This window comes from Marinitoga sp. 1197 (genome assembly GCF_001021165.1).
Taxonomy (GTDB): Bacteria; Thermotogota; Thermotogae; order Petrotogales; family Petrotogaceae; genus Marinitoga.
Genome location: NZ_AZAY01000025.1, coordinates 22,487 through 37,767, shown reverse-complemented (window position 1 = coordinate 37,767; position 15,281 = coordinate 22,487). Strand labels below are relative to the sequence as shown.

Genomic DNA, 15,281 nt, shown 5'->3' with positions numbered 1-15,281 from the left:
CCCTTGATCGTTATTCAATATTTTTTTCCACAAAAATATTAAATTTCCCTCTTTATTATATCATAAAAATTTCCATAAATCACGAATCTGTGTTATAATATTCTAAGAAAAATTTTATTCGGAGGTGAAGTTATTATGAATTTTTATAGTATAACAAATTTTTTATTTTTTGGTCCACCTGAAGCGGCTGCTCCTCAAACTACTACAGGGAGCGCTGCCACAACAGCTTCAGGTGGTATTTTTGGAATATTATTTCCGTTTGTATTAATTTTTGGTTTAATGTATTTTTTAATAATAATGCCACAAAAAAGGCAGGAAAAAAAGCATAGAGATATGCTCTCAAAATTAAAAAAGGATGATAAAATCCTAACCCAATCAGGAATTATAGGAAAAATAGTGAATATTAATAATGATTTTGTAAGAATTAGAACTGCTGATAAAACAGAGTTAGATATTACTAAAAGTTCAATAGTTGCTATTTTATCTAAATCCAACAAAGAAGAAAATAAAAAGTAATATTCAAGGGGGTTGGTTTTGTGAAAGCACACAAAGTTAGAGTAATTATTTCTGTAGTAGTTATACTAACCGCATTATTGTTATTTTTTTGGCCATCGAAAACAGCAAGTGAAAATACTGGAATTTTTAAGTACTTTTCTAATATTAAACTCGGGCTGGATATTAAAGGCGGTAGTATGTTGGAATATAATATGAAACTCGATGAAGGTACAGATCCAAATGAAATTATAGATAATGTTATTCTTGTATTGAGAAAAAGGTTAGATGCTGCAGGATACACTGAAGCTGTTGTATCAAAAGTTGTTAGCGGAAATAAAATCAGAGTTCGTGTTGAAATTCCTGGAATTACTGATATTGAAACTGCAGAAAAGTTAATCGGTAGTAGAGGAAAACTTTATTTTGCTGAAGTGATCGAAGTTCAAACATCCGATATAAAACCAGAAGTTAAAAGAAATAAATATGTGGTTATAAATGGTAAAGATGAGCCTTTATATGATTATGTCAGAGATTTATATGATGAAACAACATGGTATAAAATAAAAAAATATTTTACTTTCGGTAAAGAACCTTTTGAATTTACAGGAGCTGAAGTAATAGATGCTAATGCTGATATAAACACAAGGAAAAAAGGATTTTTAGTAAATCTAAAGTTCAACTCTCAGGGTAGTAAAAGATTTGAATTGATAACTGGTAATTTAGTTGGAAAGAGATTGGCAATAATATTAGATAATAAAGTTATTATAGCTCCTGTTATTAATCAAAAGATTACTAGCAATTCAGCAGTAATAGAAGGAATTCAAACTATCGAAGAAGCTCGAAATGTTGCAGCATTAATTAAAGCTGGTAATTTGCCTGTTGATTTAGTCAAATTCCAGGAAAGAACAACAGGTCCAACGTTAGGAAGAGATGTTGTTGAAACTATTGTAAAAGCTGGTTTGTTAGGATTAGTTGTTGTTATGGTTTATATGATTATTTTCTATGGTTGGATGGGTGTAGTAGCAGATATTGCATTATTATTTAATTCAACTTTACTCCTTGGAGTATTGGCGGGAACACATGCAATTTTAACTTTACCTGGTTTAGCTGGTATTATTTTAACTTTTGGTACAACGGTTGATGGTAATGTTATTATTTATGAAAGGATAAAAGAAGAATTAAGACATGGTAGGCCTCCTTTAACAGCCGTTAGATTTGGTTTTGATAAAGCATTCTGGACACTTTTTGATGCAAATCTGACAACCGTATTAGCGGGTGTTGTATTGTATTACTTCGCAACAGGTACAGTAAGAGGTTTTGCAATAACATTGATTATAGGTGTTTTAGGAAGTATGTTTACGAATTTAGTTGTATCAAGGGCTATTCTTGAGTCCACAAGTCATCTAGTCAATGTTAAAAAATATCAAAAAGTGGCTGTTGAGGAGGGAAAAAAATGATCGATTTTGTAGGTAAAAGAAAATTTTTTATATTACTTTCATTATTGTTGATAATTACAAGTTTAATTTTTGTTTTTACAAAAGGTTTTAATCTTGGTGTTGATTTTGCAGGTGGAACAGAATTTGTAATTTCTTCAGATAAAGAAGTAAACATAAATGAAATTAGAAATATATTGAGTTCTATAAAATCCGATTATGCAACGGCAAAAATTGCAAAACTTAAAAATTTGAATGTTGAAAATTCTAAATTATTTCAATATTCTGTTGTTTTAAAAGAATCGTTATCAGGATCAACTGCTTTAAAAGAAAATTTAATTAATTCAATGAAAGAAAATTTTTCTGAAAAAAATATAAAAATAGACTTTTTAGAATTTAACGATGTTTCAGGTTATGCTGCAGAAGAAATAAAATCATATGCATGGTATGCTGTTATTATTTCATTAGTTTTATTATTAGCTTATATCACATTAAGATTTAAATTTTCATTTGGTGTTGGTGCTATCTTAGCTTTAGCTCATGACATAATAATTACAATGGGATTTTACTCTATATTTAATATTGAAATAAATGTAGCAGCTATTGCAGCATTTTTGACTCTTGCTGGATATTCATTAAATGATACTATAGTTGTATATGATAAAATAAGAGAAAATATGAAAAAATTAAGAGGCAAAAAAAGTATAGAAGAAATTGTTAATACAAGTATCAATGAAGTTATAGTTAGATCAATTAATACATCATTTACAACATTTCTTGTAGTATTGCCAATTTTAATTTGGGGTGGAAAAGCCATAGCTCCGTTTGCTTTCGGTTTAGCTGTTGGTGTTGTTGTTGGAACTTATTCCTCACTTTATATTGCAAGTCCAATTGTTATTGGCTGGATAAAAAAGGCAAAAGTTTATTAATAAATATAAAATCAATTTCTTAATAATACTTTATTTTTGTAGAAGAATCTTTTTTATTATACATGGTCAAATAATAAAAAGAGGGCTATGCCCTCTTTTTATTATTTTATTATCTTAATAATTGTAAAACCTGTTGAGGTAACTGATTTGCCTGAGATAACATTGCAGTACCAGATTGCATAAGTATTTGTTGTCTTGTATATTCTGCCATAACCTTTGCCATATCTGCATCTCTAATTCTTGATTCTGCAGCAGTTAAGTTCTCAGAAGCTACACCTAAATTCTTAATTGTATGTTCAAGTCTGTTTTGTGCAGCACCTAACTTTGACCTAAATGCTGATACTTTATATACAGCAGCATCAATAGCACTTACAGCAAATTCAGCATCACTTTGTGAATCTATTTTAATTCCCGTTGTAATGCCAATATCGTCAGCTTTCATACTTTCAAAACCAATATTAATAACTTGACCTTCATTAGCTCCAATATGATAATTTAAAGGATTAACTCCATTAGCTCCAGCAGTTACTTGCCCAAATACCGCTACAGCACCACCATCCACTTTCGTTCCTTTTGCCAATGTTCCACCAAAATCATCAATTGAAGCAATCTGGTTAGTATCCCAAGTAATACTTACTGCAGCACTACCAACTGTAACCGAAATTGATCCAGCATTAACATTTGTAGTCCACGAAGAAGAGCCACCAGCTGTTATTAGAGTTGCTTTTACTTCTAAAGTACTTGCAGCGGATCCAGTAAATTGTCCAACCTCTATAATGATATTACCATTGGCTAAAGTAGTACCAGTTTTCCCAACTGCAAAATGCGCGGAACCTGGAGATACCAATTTAGCTTCTGCATCTCTTGTTTCTTTTAATGAGCCATCCAATAAATTCTTTGTGTTAAATTGCGTTGTCTTTGCTATTCTGTTGATTTCGTCTCTTAATTCTGTAAATTCGTTTTGTAATTGCACCCTGTCAGCATCTGTGTTTGTATCTGTTGATGCTTGAACAGCAAGCTCTCTCATACGCTTTAATATAGAATGTATTTCATCCATTCCACCTTCTGCTGTTTGAATCATCGAAATTGCATCTTGAGCATTTCTAACTGCTGTGTCTAAACCTTTAACCTGATTCCTCATTTTTTCAGAGATAGCCAAACCTGCCGCATCATCTGCTGCTCTGTTAATTCTTAAACCTGAAGAAAGTTTTTCTAAAGATTTTCCCATCTCTCCTTTAACAGTGTTAAGGGTTCTCCATGCGTTTAAAGCTTCCATGTTGTGATAAATCCTCATAATTCCACCTCCGTGTGAAATATTACTTACTTCCCATCATTATTTATTTCGACTGTTTTTTTATATACTTTAATTTTAAAAATACTCTTAAAAAAAATTAAGGGGCATTATGCCCCTTTTTTAAAATTATCTTAATAATTGTAAAACCTGTTGAGGTAACTGATTTGCCTGAGATAACATTGCAGTACCAGATTGCATAAGTATTTGTTGTCTTGTATATTCCGCCATAACCTTCGCCATATCTGCGTCTCTAATTCTCGATTCGGCTGCGGTTAAGTTCTCAGAAGCTACACCTAAGTTTTTAATTGTATGTTCAAGCCTGTTTTGTGCAGCACCTAACTTTGACCTAAATGCTGATACTTTATATACAGCGGCATCAATAGCACTTACAGCAAATTCAGCATCACTTTGTGAATCTATTTTAATTCCCGTTGTAATGCCAATATCATCAGCTTTCATACTTTCAAAACCAAGACTAATAACTTGACCTTCATTAGCTCCAATATGGTAATTTAAAGGATCAACTCCATTAGTTCCAGCAGTTACTTGCCCAAATACCGCTACAGCACCACCATCCACTTTCGTTCCTTTTGCCAATGTTCCACCAAAATCATCGATAGTTGCTATTTGATCTGTATCCCATTTTATAGATACACCACCTATAGCTATACTACCATTGCCAACTGTTGTAGTTGATACAGTAGTTCCACCAGCTGTTATTAATGTTACTTTTACTTCTAATTGTGAGGTTGCTGCATTACTAAATTGCCCAACTTCTATAATGATATTACCACTTGTTTGAATAGAAGAAGTAAATGCATCAACATAAAAATGTGCGGAACCAGGAGAAACGATTTTAGCATCAGCTTTTCTTGTTTCTTTTAATGAACCATCCAATAAATTCTTTGTGTTAAATTGTGTTGTCTTTGCTATTCTGTTGATTTCATCTCTTAATTCTGTAAATTCGTTTTGTAATTGCACCCTGTCAGCATCTGTGTTTGTATCTGTTGATGCTTGAACAGCAAGCTCTCTCATACGCTTTAATATAGAATGTATTTCATCCATTCCACCTTCTGCTGTTTGAATCATCGAAATTGCATCTTGAGCATTTCTAACTGCGGTGTCTAAACCTTTAACCTGATTCCTCATTTTTTCAGAGATAGCCAAACCTGCCGCATCATCTGCTGCTCTGTTAATTCTTAAACCTGAAGAAAGTTTTTCTAAAGATTTTCCCATCTCTCCTTTAACAGTGTTAAGGGTTCTCCATGCGTTTAAAGCTTCCATGTTGTGATAAATCCTCATAATTTCACCTCCGTGTGAAATATTATTTACTTCCCATCATTATTTATTTCGACTGTTTTTTTATATACTTTAATTTTAAATCTCTTCAAAAGCAATCAATTTTTTCAGATTATATATCGTTTATTATTTTAAAAACTTTAGAAAAATGATATAATAAATACAAAGTATTGTGAATGGGGGTGTTTTATGTTTCTGGATAATATATCTAAAGATACTGAAATTTTATGTTCTGACTTTAATTCTATATTTTTAAAAGGTAGCGATATTGCGGTATTAATAATACACGGTTTTACCGGTTCACCTCACAATATGCAATATATTGGAAAAAGATTAAATAAAGCCGGTTATACTGTATATATTCCAAGATTACCAGGACATGGGACAAATTCAACTGATTTCCTCAATAGTACATGGAGAGATTGGTTAAGGCAAGTAGTTGATTCATATATTGAATTAAAAACAACATATAAGAAAGTGTATGTTTTGGGATTATCCATGGGAGGAGTATTAACCCTATTATTGGCTTCACAATTTACTCCAGAAAAAATAGTATTGGCAGCCCCAGCAATAGAAGCTACAGATTGGAGATTAAAGCTAACTCCAATAATAAAATTATTCACAAAGAAAATCAAAAGAAAAAAAAGAGAGGTATATAACGATGATTGTCTGAAAAAATTAACTAAAGAATATTGGACTTATAATTTTCCTTCGAAAGGTGCTGATTTGTATAAATTACAAAAGTTAGCTAAAAAGAGGATGAATAAAGTAAAAAGTGACACTTTAATAATTGTCTCAAAAAAAGACAATACTGTTCCATTAAAGGTTAAAGATATAATAAAAAACAATATAAATTCTGATATTGTAAAGACAATAATTCTTGAAGAAAGCGGTCATGTTGTTGTAGATGATGTTGAAAAAGAAGTAGTAGCTAATGAAGTAATCAAATTTTTTATTTAAAATTTATTTAAAATAAGAGGGATTTCCCTCTTATTTTAATTTATAATATTCTTCAAATAATTGTATTTTTGAAATCATTTTCCCCTTATTTTCTAAGGCATATGAATAAGCAATATTTCCTAAAAGCAAAACATCTTTTAATGATTTACCATCAAAAAGAGAACTGATAACAATACTTTTAAATGCACATTTTGCTTCAAACAAAAATTCTTTTTTTTGTGAAAAAGGTATAATTTCCCATGATTCTTCTGAAAATTCAAATTTTATTTTTCCATCTTTTTTAAATGTTACTTTATATAAATAATGTATATTATCTGTAAGTTTTATATTTTCATTTGTAAAAATAAAGTCTCCAAATATTTCTTTTTTTTCTGGAACAATCAAGCTTTCTTCAAAATCAAGAAATAAAAATTTACCCATTAATTTAATATTTCTGACTATATTTGTATCCCAATTTTGCAATATTAAATAAACACTCTTTACTTCTTTATATATATCAGCAAGTATATTTATAGAAGAATTGTAATCCAATTTTTCTATATTTCTAAAATCTTTATATACCAATTCTTCACCTTTATCTAAAATTTTTAAAACTCGTTTAGTTCCATAAGGTTGCCTTGAAAAAAAAAGATTTATTTCATTTTGTTCAAAATATCTGTTTATTAATTCTAAAAATTCATCATTCCCCAAAAAGTCAAAAATTACTGGATATAAACCTATTTTTTTTAAATGAATAGCTATTTTAGTTCCAATTCCATTCACGACTAAAGATATATGGGGAATATTCAGAATACTTTTTATAAATATTTCAATTCCACCTACAATTAATATATCATGATTTTTTTCTATTTCGAATATGGGAATCATTTTTTCTTTTATCTGAAATTGAATTCTCATAAAATTTCCTCCACTATTTTCTGTATCTGATGTTATACGAATTAGGATCATTCCAATTAAAATCAATATCTAAAATTATATTAAATTTTTTTTCTATTTCTTTTTTCTTTTCTTTTGTAAAATATCCGGAAAGATTATGATATACACTTATATAAACTTCTTTTATATTATGTTTCTTTTTCAAGTCATATAACGATTCCTCTAACTCCTTTAGAGCTTTTCTAAAAACGATTCTTGGAGACGCAATTTTCCCTGTTCCCTGACAAACCGGACATTGAGTAAATAACAAAGCATCTATAGAAGGAGTGGTTCTCTTTCTGGAAAGCTCTAATAGTCCTAATCTGGTAAATCCAGAAATAGAAATTCTCGCTTTATCTTTTAATGTTTCTTCTCTAAATATATTTATTATTTCTTCTTTATGATTATTATCTTTCATATCTATAAAATCAATAAGTATTATACCTGCTATATTTCTAAGTCTAAGTTGTCTCGCAATTTCTTTTGCAGCTTCTAAATTCGTCTTAAATGAAGTATTTTCAACATTTTTTTCTAAAACATTACTTGCTGAATCAACATCAAACACTGTAAGAGCCTCAGTTTTATCAATAGTGATAACACCACCGCTTGGAAGTTCAATTTTTCGAGAAAAAAGATCATCCAATTGATTATAAATATCTGCCCATGCAAATGCATCTATATCGACTTTTCTAACTTTCAAATTAAAATATTCATTTTTTAAATTATTAAATTCTTTAAATAATTCAATATCATCTGTTATTATTTCGTATGTATGGTTATCAAGTTTTTCTCTCAATATATACTGAATAAAGTCTTCATCTTCATATAATAACATGGGTTTATTATACTTCTTCACATCATTGAGTATATTTTTCCATATCTTTTTTAAATTAATGAATTCATTTTTTATAGTTTCAAAATCTACATTTTCACAATTTGTTCTAAATATTATTCCTTCTCTTTCTGTTTCAATTAATATTTCTCCAATTTCTCTCAGTCTATCTTTCTCATTTGATGAATATATTTTTTTTGAAATACCTATACTATTTTCACCAAATGGCATATATACAATATATCTTCCTGGTATATCTATTCTCATAGTTAATTGAGGACCTTTTCTGGAATTCCCATCTTTTTTTACCTGCACAATGATGAATGAACCTCTTCGCAGAGAATTCGGATCAATTGTTGTATCCTTAAATCTTAAAAAACCATTTTTTTTAGTTCCTATATTAACAAAAAAAGACTCTAAAGCAGGAACTATATTTTCAATTCTACCCAAAAAAATCTTTCCGGATAATTTTCCAGCTTCTAAATCTTCGAAAAATATTTCCATTAATTTATTATCTTCAAGCACTGCCACGCGTATTTCTTCAGAATATGTGCTAAATACAAGAGATTTTTTCACAATATCACCCACATAAAATTTTTTTCATTATATTATATCACAAAATTTTTTTTAAAATTAAATATTTTTATATAATAGACGATAAGATAATGAGAACTTTCCAAGGAGGGGTGCATATGAAAAAGGATTTTGTATTATTTCTTATATTACTGCTATCTGGTTTTATTTTTTCTGAAACATATTATGTCATAGGAAACATGGTATATAAAGGCTCATCAAACTCCAACCAAACTGGATACGAACTTAAATATTTTTCACCGGAAAAAGAGATTCAAGAAATTTCAGACAAAAGAATCATAATTATAAAAGATGGAATAAAAGAATCAATAAATTCAATGTATCAAAAAGAAGGTAATATGAACATAAAATCTTCGGATGAAATAATTGTTGATGGAAATTTTATTAAAACAAAAACTACTCTTAATTTATTTGAAAAATCCCACTTGTTTGAATATTTTATGCCTAAAGATTTTAAATATTGGAAAATTGGAGGGAGACAAGAAGACACAAATTATATGGGCTTAGATACACTAAACAACACAATCTGGTATAAAATCCATAAAACTGGATATTCAGAAAACACATTATATAAAGATTTCGAATTACCATATGGTATTAATTCTTTCGTAGATTTTTCTGCTGAAATAGCGGGCTTGGTAACAAAAAGTAAGGTTTTACCAGAAAAAACTTACAGCGCTGCAGGAATTATTTTTTCATTTTTAAATAAAGATAAAAAAAATATTGATAAATTTTCTTTTGTTTGGAGTTCATCTCAACATCCATTTAAAGAGCATATTTGGATAAATCCTATGCCTTTAACTAATAATAGCGATTTTCATATTTCTTTTAATATTAAAGATATAACTGATAATAAAGATGTAAAATACATTAGAATAATCTTCTGGACTTTTGGCAGTGATTCTTATAAAACTTTAACAGCAAATTTGTGGATAAGAAATGTTAAAATAAATTTATCAAAAGCAAAATGAGGCAATTAAATTGCCTCATTTGTTTTTTTATGATATAATATTAATAAACAAGATTTATATATGGAGGCGATATAATGAAATTTTTTTTGGATACCGCAAACATTGAACAAATAAAGGTTGCAATGAATTGGGGTATTATTGATGGAGTTACTACAAACCCAACCTTAGTTTCGAAAGAAGGTAATATAGATTTTGAAACAAGGGTAAAAGAAATTTGTAATGTTGTAAAAGGACCTGTTAGTGCCGAAGTGACGTCAATGGATTATGAAAATATGGTAAAAGAAGCCAGACATTTAGCCTCACTAAGCGAATATGTTGTTGTAAAAATACCAATGACACAGGACGGTATAAAAGCTGTTAAAACTTTATCTTCTGAAGGTATAAAAACAAATGTAACTCTTGTTTTCAGCCCACTTCAAGCTTTATTAGCTGCAAAAGCAGGGGCTACATATGTTAGTCCGTTTATTGGTAGAATTGATGATGTTGGAAATCAGGGACTTGATTTAATAGAAGAAATTATTCAAATCTATTATAATTATGATTTTGATACACAAATCATTGCTGCAAGTATCAGACATCCATATCATGTTGTTGAAGTAGCAAAAATGGGATGTGATGTTGCTACTATTCCTTTTAATGTATTAGAAAAATTATTTTTTCACCCTTTAACAGACAAAGGAATAAAAAGATTTAACGAAGATTGGAAAAAATATCTAGAATTAAAACATAAATAATTAAAAAATTTAACGGAGATGGCGTATTATGTCTGATATTATGCTTAAAATTAAAAATTCCAAAATTGAGTTTCCAGATATAGAATTACTTAGCGGAGAAAAAATAGGTATTTATACAGAGAGAGTTACTAACACAATTAATAATTTAATAAAAATAATTATTAAACCTAAAAAATATACTGATGAGTATATTCTGGAAGGGATGAATGCTGAAGAACTTTCATATTTTAGTAGAAGAATTTTTCATATTATTTCTCTGGATTTATGGAAAGAAAAAGATATACTTCAATTATTAAAAAATAAGCAAGACAGTAGAAAAATAACAATTATTTCTGTTGACAAAAAAGATTTAAAAATCGATACTATATCGGAAATATCCAGATACATAGAAAATAAATTGTCTGACGAAAATATTTTAATTATTACTAATTCAAAAGATTTATTGGAGGCAATTTGTGATAAAGTTATTGATGAAAATGGAAATCCTATAAATTTTGAAGATGGCATTTATATTAAAAGACTTGATAATTTAGAAACATTTAATAGTATAGAAGAAATTGAAGGAAAATATATTCCTATAATCTTTAAAAAAAGAGAGTTGAATGTGAGGGAATAATGAAAATAAAAATAAGTATATTTATCTCTTTACTTTTATCGTTTATTATTTTTCTTTCACTATCGCAAATAATATTTAATTATATTTTTCAAAATGAGCCATATTTTTATTATGGCTCTTTCCCTATTGAAAATAAGAATTTGATATTCTCAAAAACTTTTCCACAGCAAGCTAAAGCTGTTTTAGTTTTGGAAGATGATATTTTAAAAGTATATTTGCCAAAGGATAATGAGTATTTTGATTTAATTCTAAAAGATATAAAATCATTTTTATATGATATCTCGATAAAACTTAATAAAATAGTAAAGCCCTATTTTATAGAAAAAAAGAATTTAGAATTTCCAGATATATATGATTATTATATAAAAATATTAAGAAGTGTATTTTACTCTGTAATATTTTTTAGCGGGTGGATGTTTTCACTTTTTGACAAAAATAATTTAAAATTATTTTTTTTGCATTATTATAAAGAAATTTCTATAAGATTTTTAATTTTCTTATCTGCAATTATACTATATTTGATACCAATTTTTTTCTTTTTTTCTAATTATAATATATTTTTATCCAGTTTAATATATGCTTTAAGTGCTATATTCATAGTTTCTATATTTGAAAATATATATTTAAATTTATTTGTGTATATTATATTTGGAATAATTAATCTTTTTTTTGATAATATGATTATTTCAAATAATATATATTTTATAATTTTATTTTTAGTTTTCTTAATTAATTTCATTTTCAACTATATATCAATTTTTATAACCAGGGAGGCTACCGAAATTGAACGAAATGAAAGATAAAATTTTAAAAGAATTAAAAGAAAGGTTGAATGAAGTTTCTAATATTCAGGAATTTCAGGTATTAAAATCCAAATTTTTAGGTAAAAAAGGAGAAATTTCAAACTTAATGAAACAAATATCTAAAATAGAAAAGGAGAAAAGAAAAGAATTCGGTGCTTTTGTAAATAGTATAAAAACAGAGGCTGAAGAATTATTAAATAATGCATTTTTAGATTTAAAAAATAAAATAAAAGAAGAAGAAGAAATGAAAAATTGGGTAGATATTACATTACCAGGTGCTAAAAGAAAAATTGGACATGAACATATACTAAAGCAAACAATAAGGGAAATTTATGATATTTTCTCTGCAATGGGATATAAAATTGTAGAAGGCCCTGAAATAGAAACAACATGGCATAATTTTGATGCATTAAATACACCTGAATGGCACCCTGCAAGAGACATGCAAGATACCTTTTATATAGAAGACAACATAATTTTAAGAACACATACTTCTCCTGTTCAGGTTAGAACTATGTTATCTCAAAAACCGCCATTAGCAATAATTTCTCCTGGAAGAGTTTATAGAAAAGATGAGCCTGATGCTACACATTCTCCGGCATTTAATCAGGTAGAAGGCTTATATATTGATAAAAATGTAACGGTAGGGCATTTAAAAGCTACATTAGAGAGATTTTTAACTATGTATTTTGGTGGTTCGAGAAAAGTATTATTAAGACCAAGTTATTTCCCTTTCGTAGAACCCGGATATGAAGTAGATGTGGATTGTATGTTCTGTGGCGGAAAAGGGTGTAATGTATGTAAAGGTACAGGCTGGATAGAAATTTTGGGAGCAGGGCTTGTTCATCCAAATGTATTAAAAAATGTAGGTTATGATCCTGAACAATGGCAGGGATTTGCTTTTGGAACGGGAGTAGAAAGAATTGCAATGCTAAAACACGGAATTTCTGATATGAGAGAATTTTATAGAAATGATATGAGATTTTTAGGATTATAAGGAGGAATTTGCAGTGAAAATATCAAGAAATTGGCTTTCTGAATATATAGATTTAACGGTTGATACCAATGAACTGGTAAATAAAATTAAGTTACATTCTACAAATGTTGAAGGTGTTGAAACATTAGGTGACGGCATTAAAGGGGTAATAGTTGGAAAAGTTTTAGAAATTGAAAATCATCCAAATGCTGATAGAATAATAATTTGTAAAGTAGATGTTGGAGATAAATTATTGCAAATATTAACAGCTGATAAATCAGTAAAGGTAAATGATTTAGTACCTGTAGCTATAGATGGGGCTATACTGGCAGGAAATTTTAAGATTAAATCAAGGAAAATGAGAGGTATAATGTCTGAAGGAATGATGTGTTCTTTAGAAGAACTAGGTTTAGAAGAAAAATCTGAATATGTTTATAAAATACCTGAAAACATAGAACCGGGAACAGATTTTATAAATTATTTGAAATTAAAAGATGATATAATAGATATAGAAGTTTTTCCAAATAGACCAGATTTGTTGTCCTATTTTGGTGTTGCTAACGAATTCACAGCTATAAATGTAGCAAAAAATTTTGGATATCCAGAAATTTTAAATTTGGAAAAAGGAAATGGTTTTCCTGTATATATCGAATATAATGGATGTAAAAGGTATGCTGCATTAATTATTGAAAATGTCGAAGTAAAACCATCACCCTCATGGCTGGTAAAAAAATTAGCAACAGCTGGTATTAGAAGTATTAACAATATAGTTGATATAACCAATTATGTTTTGCTTGAAACAGGACATCCCGTACACGCATTTGATTTAGATTTAATAGGTGAAAAAATCATTGTTAGAAAAGCAAATAAAGGTGAAAAAATTATATTACTTGATGAAAAAGAATACGAAATGAATGGAACAGAAACTTTGATTACAGATGGTGAAAAAATATTGGCATTAGGTGGAATAATGGGAGGTCAAGATTCAGGTATTAATGAAAATACAAAAAGAATTTTATTGGAAGTTGCTTATTTTGATCCTGTAAATATAAGAAAAAGCGCAAGGTATCATAAAATATCTTCTGATTCTTCGTATAGATTTGAAAGAGGCGTAGATCCAAATGATACAGAATTTGTGATGGGACGATTAGCTTATCTAATTCAAAAATTAGCTAATGGGGAAGTAAAATCAGTTATGACAGATATATATCCTGAAAAAATAAATAAAAAGAAAGTATACATAAGAAAAACCTATCTTGAAGAAAGATTAGGGATTTCTATTGCTGATGAAGATATAAACAATATTTTAAATAGATTGGGATTTGATTCAGAAAAAGATAATAAAGGTTTTAATGTAACTATTCCAACAAAAAGACCTGATATTACAGAAGAAATAGACCTTGTTGAAGAAATAGGAAGAATTTATGGATACCACAATATTCCATCGCAACTACCAATTAATAATTTAGTTGGTGGAGTTTCAAATTATATACACTTTAGAGAAAAATTATCAGAAATAATGAGATTAAATGGTTTTAATGAAGCTTTCACATTCGCATTTATGGACAACTCAAGAATGTGGTTAAAAAAAGGAGAAGTATTTTTAAAAAATCCAATATCCTCAGAATTAGGAACTATGCGATCTTTACTCGTATATGGTATTTTAGAATCCGCATCTTACAATTTCAGAAACCAAAATAGAAATATTAAATTATTTGAAATAGGAAAAAACTTCTTAAAAGATGAAAGTAGCGAAACTGGTGTAAAAGAAGTTGAAAAACTGGCTTTTATTGCTATCGGAGAAGAAAATCCTTATGATTATACCGATAAAAGATATATTTCTTTTTATACATTTAAAGGTTCTCTGGATAATTTATTCGAATATTTTGGAATTGAAGCTGAATTTAAAAGAGAGAATATAGAAGGTTTGTCTTATTCACAAAGTGCAAATATTTATATTAAGGGAGAATATATTGGGTTTATTGGAAAAATTGACAACGATATAGCTAAAGATATATATGATATAAATCAACCTGTTTATATTTCAGAAATAGATATAGAAAAATTATATAAATTTAAACATATGAAAAAAAATAAGGTTGTATTAACTGAATATCCATCTATGCGAAGAGATTACTCAATATTAATTGACGATAAAATTACTTTTTTAGACATAAAAAACATCATATTAAAAACTGGAAAAAAATTAGTTGAGGAAATTAAAATTTTTGATATATATAAGGGGAAAAATATAGATGAAGGAAAATTAAGTTTAACAATAACTGTTACATACAGAGCTAAAGATAGAACTCTAACAGACGATGAAGTAAATGTAATTGCTAAAAAAACAATAGAGGAATTACATAATAAATTGAATATTCAAGTAAGAATTTAATATTAATATCTGGCATTTTTTCGACGATATATATTATG

The 15,281-nt window shown here is 28.2% G+C and carries 14 protein-coding genes; 10 read left to right on the top strand and 4 right to left on the bottom strand.

Annotated elements, in window-relative coordinates:
• The first annotated feature begins 135 nt into the window (after positions 1-135).
• The 3 genes from yajC to secF are packed head-to-tail and all read left to right on the top strand — an operon-like array spanning position 136 to position 2,854.
• Positions 136-516: a preprotein translocase subunit YajC gene (yajC, locus tag X275_RS07705; protein WP_047266146.1), complete on the top strand. Its 381-nt coding sequence runs from the start codon at positions 136-138 to the stop codon at positions 514-516.
• Between the two features lie 20 nt (positions 517-536).
• On the top strand, positions 537-1,949 hold the full coding sequence (gene secD / locus X275_RS07700) for a protein translocase subunit SecD (RefSeq protein WP_047268275.1): 1,413 nt from the start codon (positions 537-539) through the stop codon (positions 1,947-1,949).
• Positions 1,946-2,854, top strand: a complete 909-nt coding sequence (gene secF, locus X275_RS07695) for a protein translocase subunit SecF (protein WP_047268274.1) — start codon at positions 1,946-1,948, stop codon at positions 2,852-2,854. The genes secD and secF overlap by 4 nt, the downstream gene beginning before the upstream one ends.
• A 109-nt stretch (positions 2,855-2,963) precedes the next feature.
• Here secF and X275_RS07690 read toward each other — a convergent pair whose 3' ends face one another.
• On the bottom strand, positions 2,964-4,148 hold the full coding sequence (locus X275_RS07690) for a flagellin N-terminal helical domain-containing protein (protein ID WP_047268273.1): 1,185 nt from the start codon (positions 4,146-4,148) through the stop codon (positions 2,964-2,966).
• Positions 4,149-4,274: 126 nt separating this feature from the next.
• Positions 4,275-5,450 (bottom strand): flagellin N-terminal helical domain-containing protein, encoded by a 1,176-nt coding sequence (locus X275_RS07685; RefSeq protein WP_047268272.1) that lies wholly within the window; start codon positions 5,448-5,450, stop codon positions 4,275-4,277.
• A 186-nt stretch (positions 5,451-5,636) separates the two neighbouring features.
• Here X275_RS07685 and X275_RS07680 point away from each other — a divergent pair, with 186 nt between their 5' ends.
• Positions 5,637-6,407, top strand: coding sequence for an alpha/beta hydrolase (locus X275_RS07680; protein ID WP_047268271.1), 771 nt, complete (start codon positions 5,637-5,639; stop codon positions 6,405-6,407).
• Positions 6,408-6,437: 30 nt separating this feature from the next.
• Here the strand turns inward: X275_RS07680 and X275_RS07675 are convergent, their stop codons facing one another.
• Positions 6,438-7,304: a hypothetical protein gene (locus X275_RS07675; protein WP_047266141.1), complete on the bottom strand. Its 867-nt coding sequence runs from the start codon at positions 7,302-7,304 to the stop codon at positions 6,438-6,440.
• Between the two features lie 13 nt (positions 7,305-7,317).
• Positions 7,318-8,730 (bottom strand): Rne/Rng family ribonuclease, encoded by a 1,413-nt coding sequence (locus X275_RS07670; protein WP_052913726.1) that lies wholly within the window; start codon positions 8,728-8,730, stop codon positions 7,318-7,320.
• 116 nt (positions 8,731-8,846) lie between these two features.
• Here X275_RS07670 and X275_RS07665 point away from each other — a divergent pair, with 116 nt between their 5' ends.
• The 6 genes from X275_RS07665 to pheT all read left to right on the top strand — a co-directional run bounded on the left by X275_RS07665 (position 8,847) and on the right by pheT (position 15,243).
• Positions 8,847-9,719, top strand: coding sequence for a hypothetical protein (locus X275_RS07665; RefSeq protein WP_047268270.1), 873 nt, complete (start codon positions 8,847-8,849; stop codon positions 9,717-9,719).
• Positions 9,720-9,793: 74 nt separating this feature from the next.
• Positions 9,794-10,453 carry a fructose-6-phosphate aldolase gene (fsa, locus tag X275_RS07660; protein WP_047268269.1) on the top strand — a complete coding sequence of 220 codons (660 nt, stop codon included), beginning with the start codon at positions 9,794-9,796 and terminating at the stop codon, positions 10,451-10,453.
• Positions 10,454-10,481: 28 nt separating this feature from the next.
• Positions 10,482-11,069, top strand: coding sequence for a hypothetical protein (locus tag X275_RS07655; RefSeq protein ID WP_047268268.1), 588 nt, complete (start codon positions 10,482-10,484; stop codon positions 11,067-11,069).
• Positions 11,069-11,872 carry a hypothetical protein gene (locus X275_RS07650; protein WP_047268267.1) on the top strand — a complete coding sequence of 268 codons (804 nt, stop codon included), beginning with the start codon at positions 11,069-11,071 and terminating at the stop codon, positions 11,870-11,872. Before X275_RS07655 ends, X275_RS07650 begins: the two co-directional genes overlap by 1 nt.
• Positions 11,862-12,869, top strand: coding sequence for a phenylalanine--tRNA ligase subunit alpha (pheS, locus tag X275_RS07645; protein ID WP_047268340.1), 1,008 nt, complete (start codon positions 11,862-11,864; stop codon positions 12,867-12,869). Before X275_RS07650 ends, pheS begins: the two co-directional genes overlap by 11 nt.
• A gap of 13 nt (positions 12,870-12,882) precedes the next feature.
• A complete protein-coding gene (pheT, locus tag X275_RS07640; RefSeq protein WP_047268266.1) occupies positions 12,883-15,243 on the top strand; it encodes a phenylalanine--tRNA ligase subunit beta in 2,361 nt (786 codons plus the stop codon).
• The last annotated feature ends 38 nt before the right edge of the window (positions 15,244-15,281 follow it).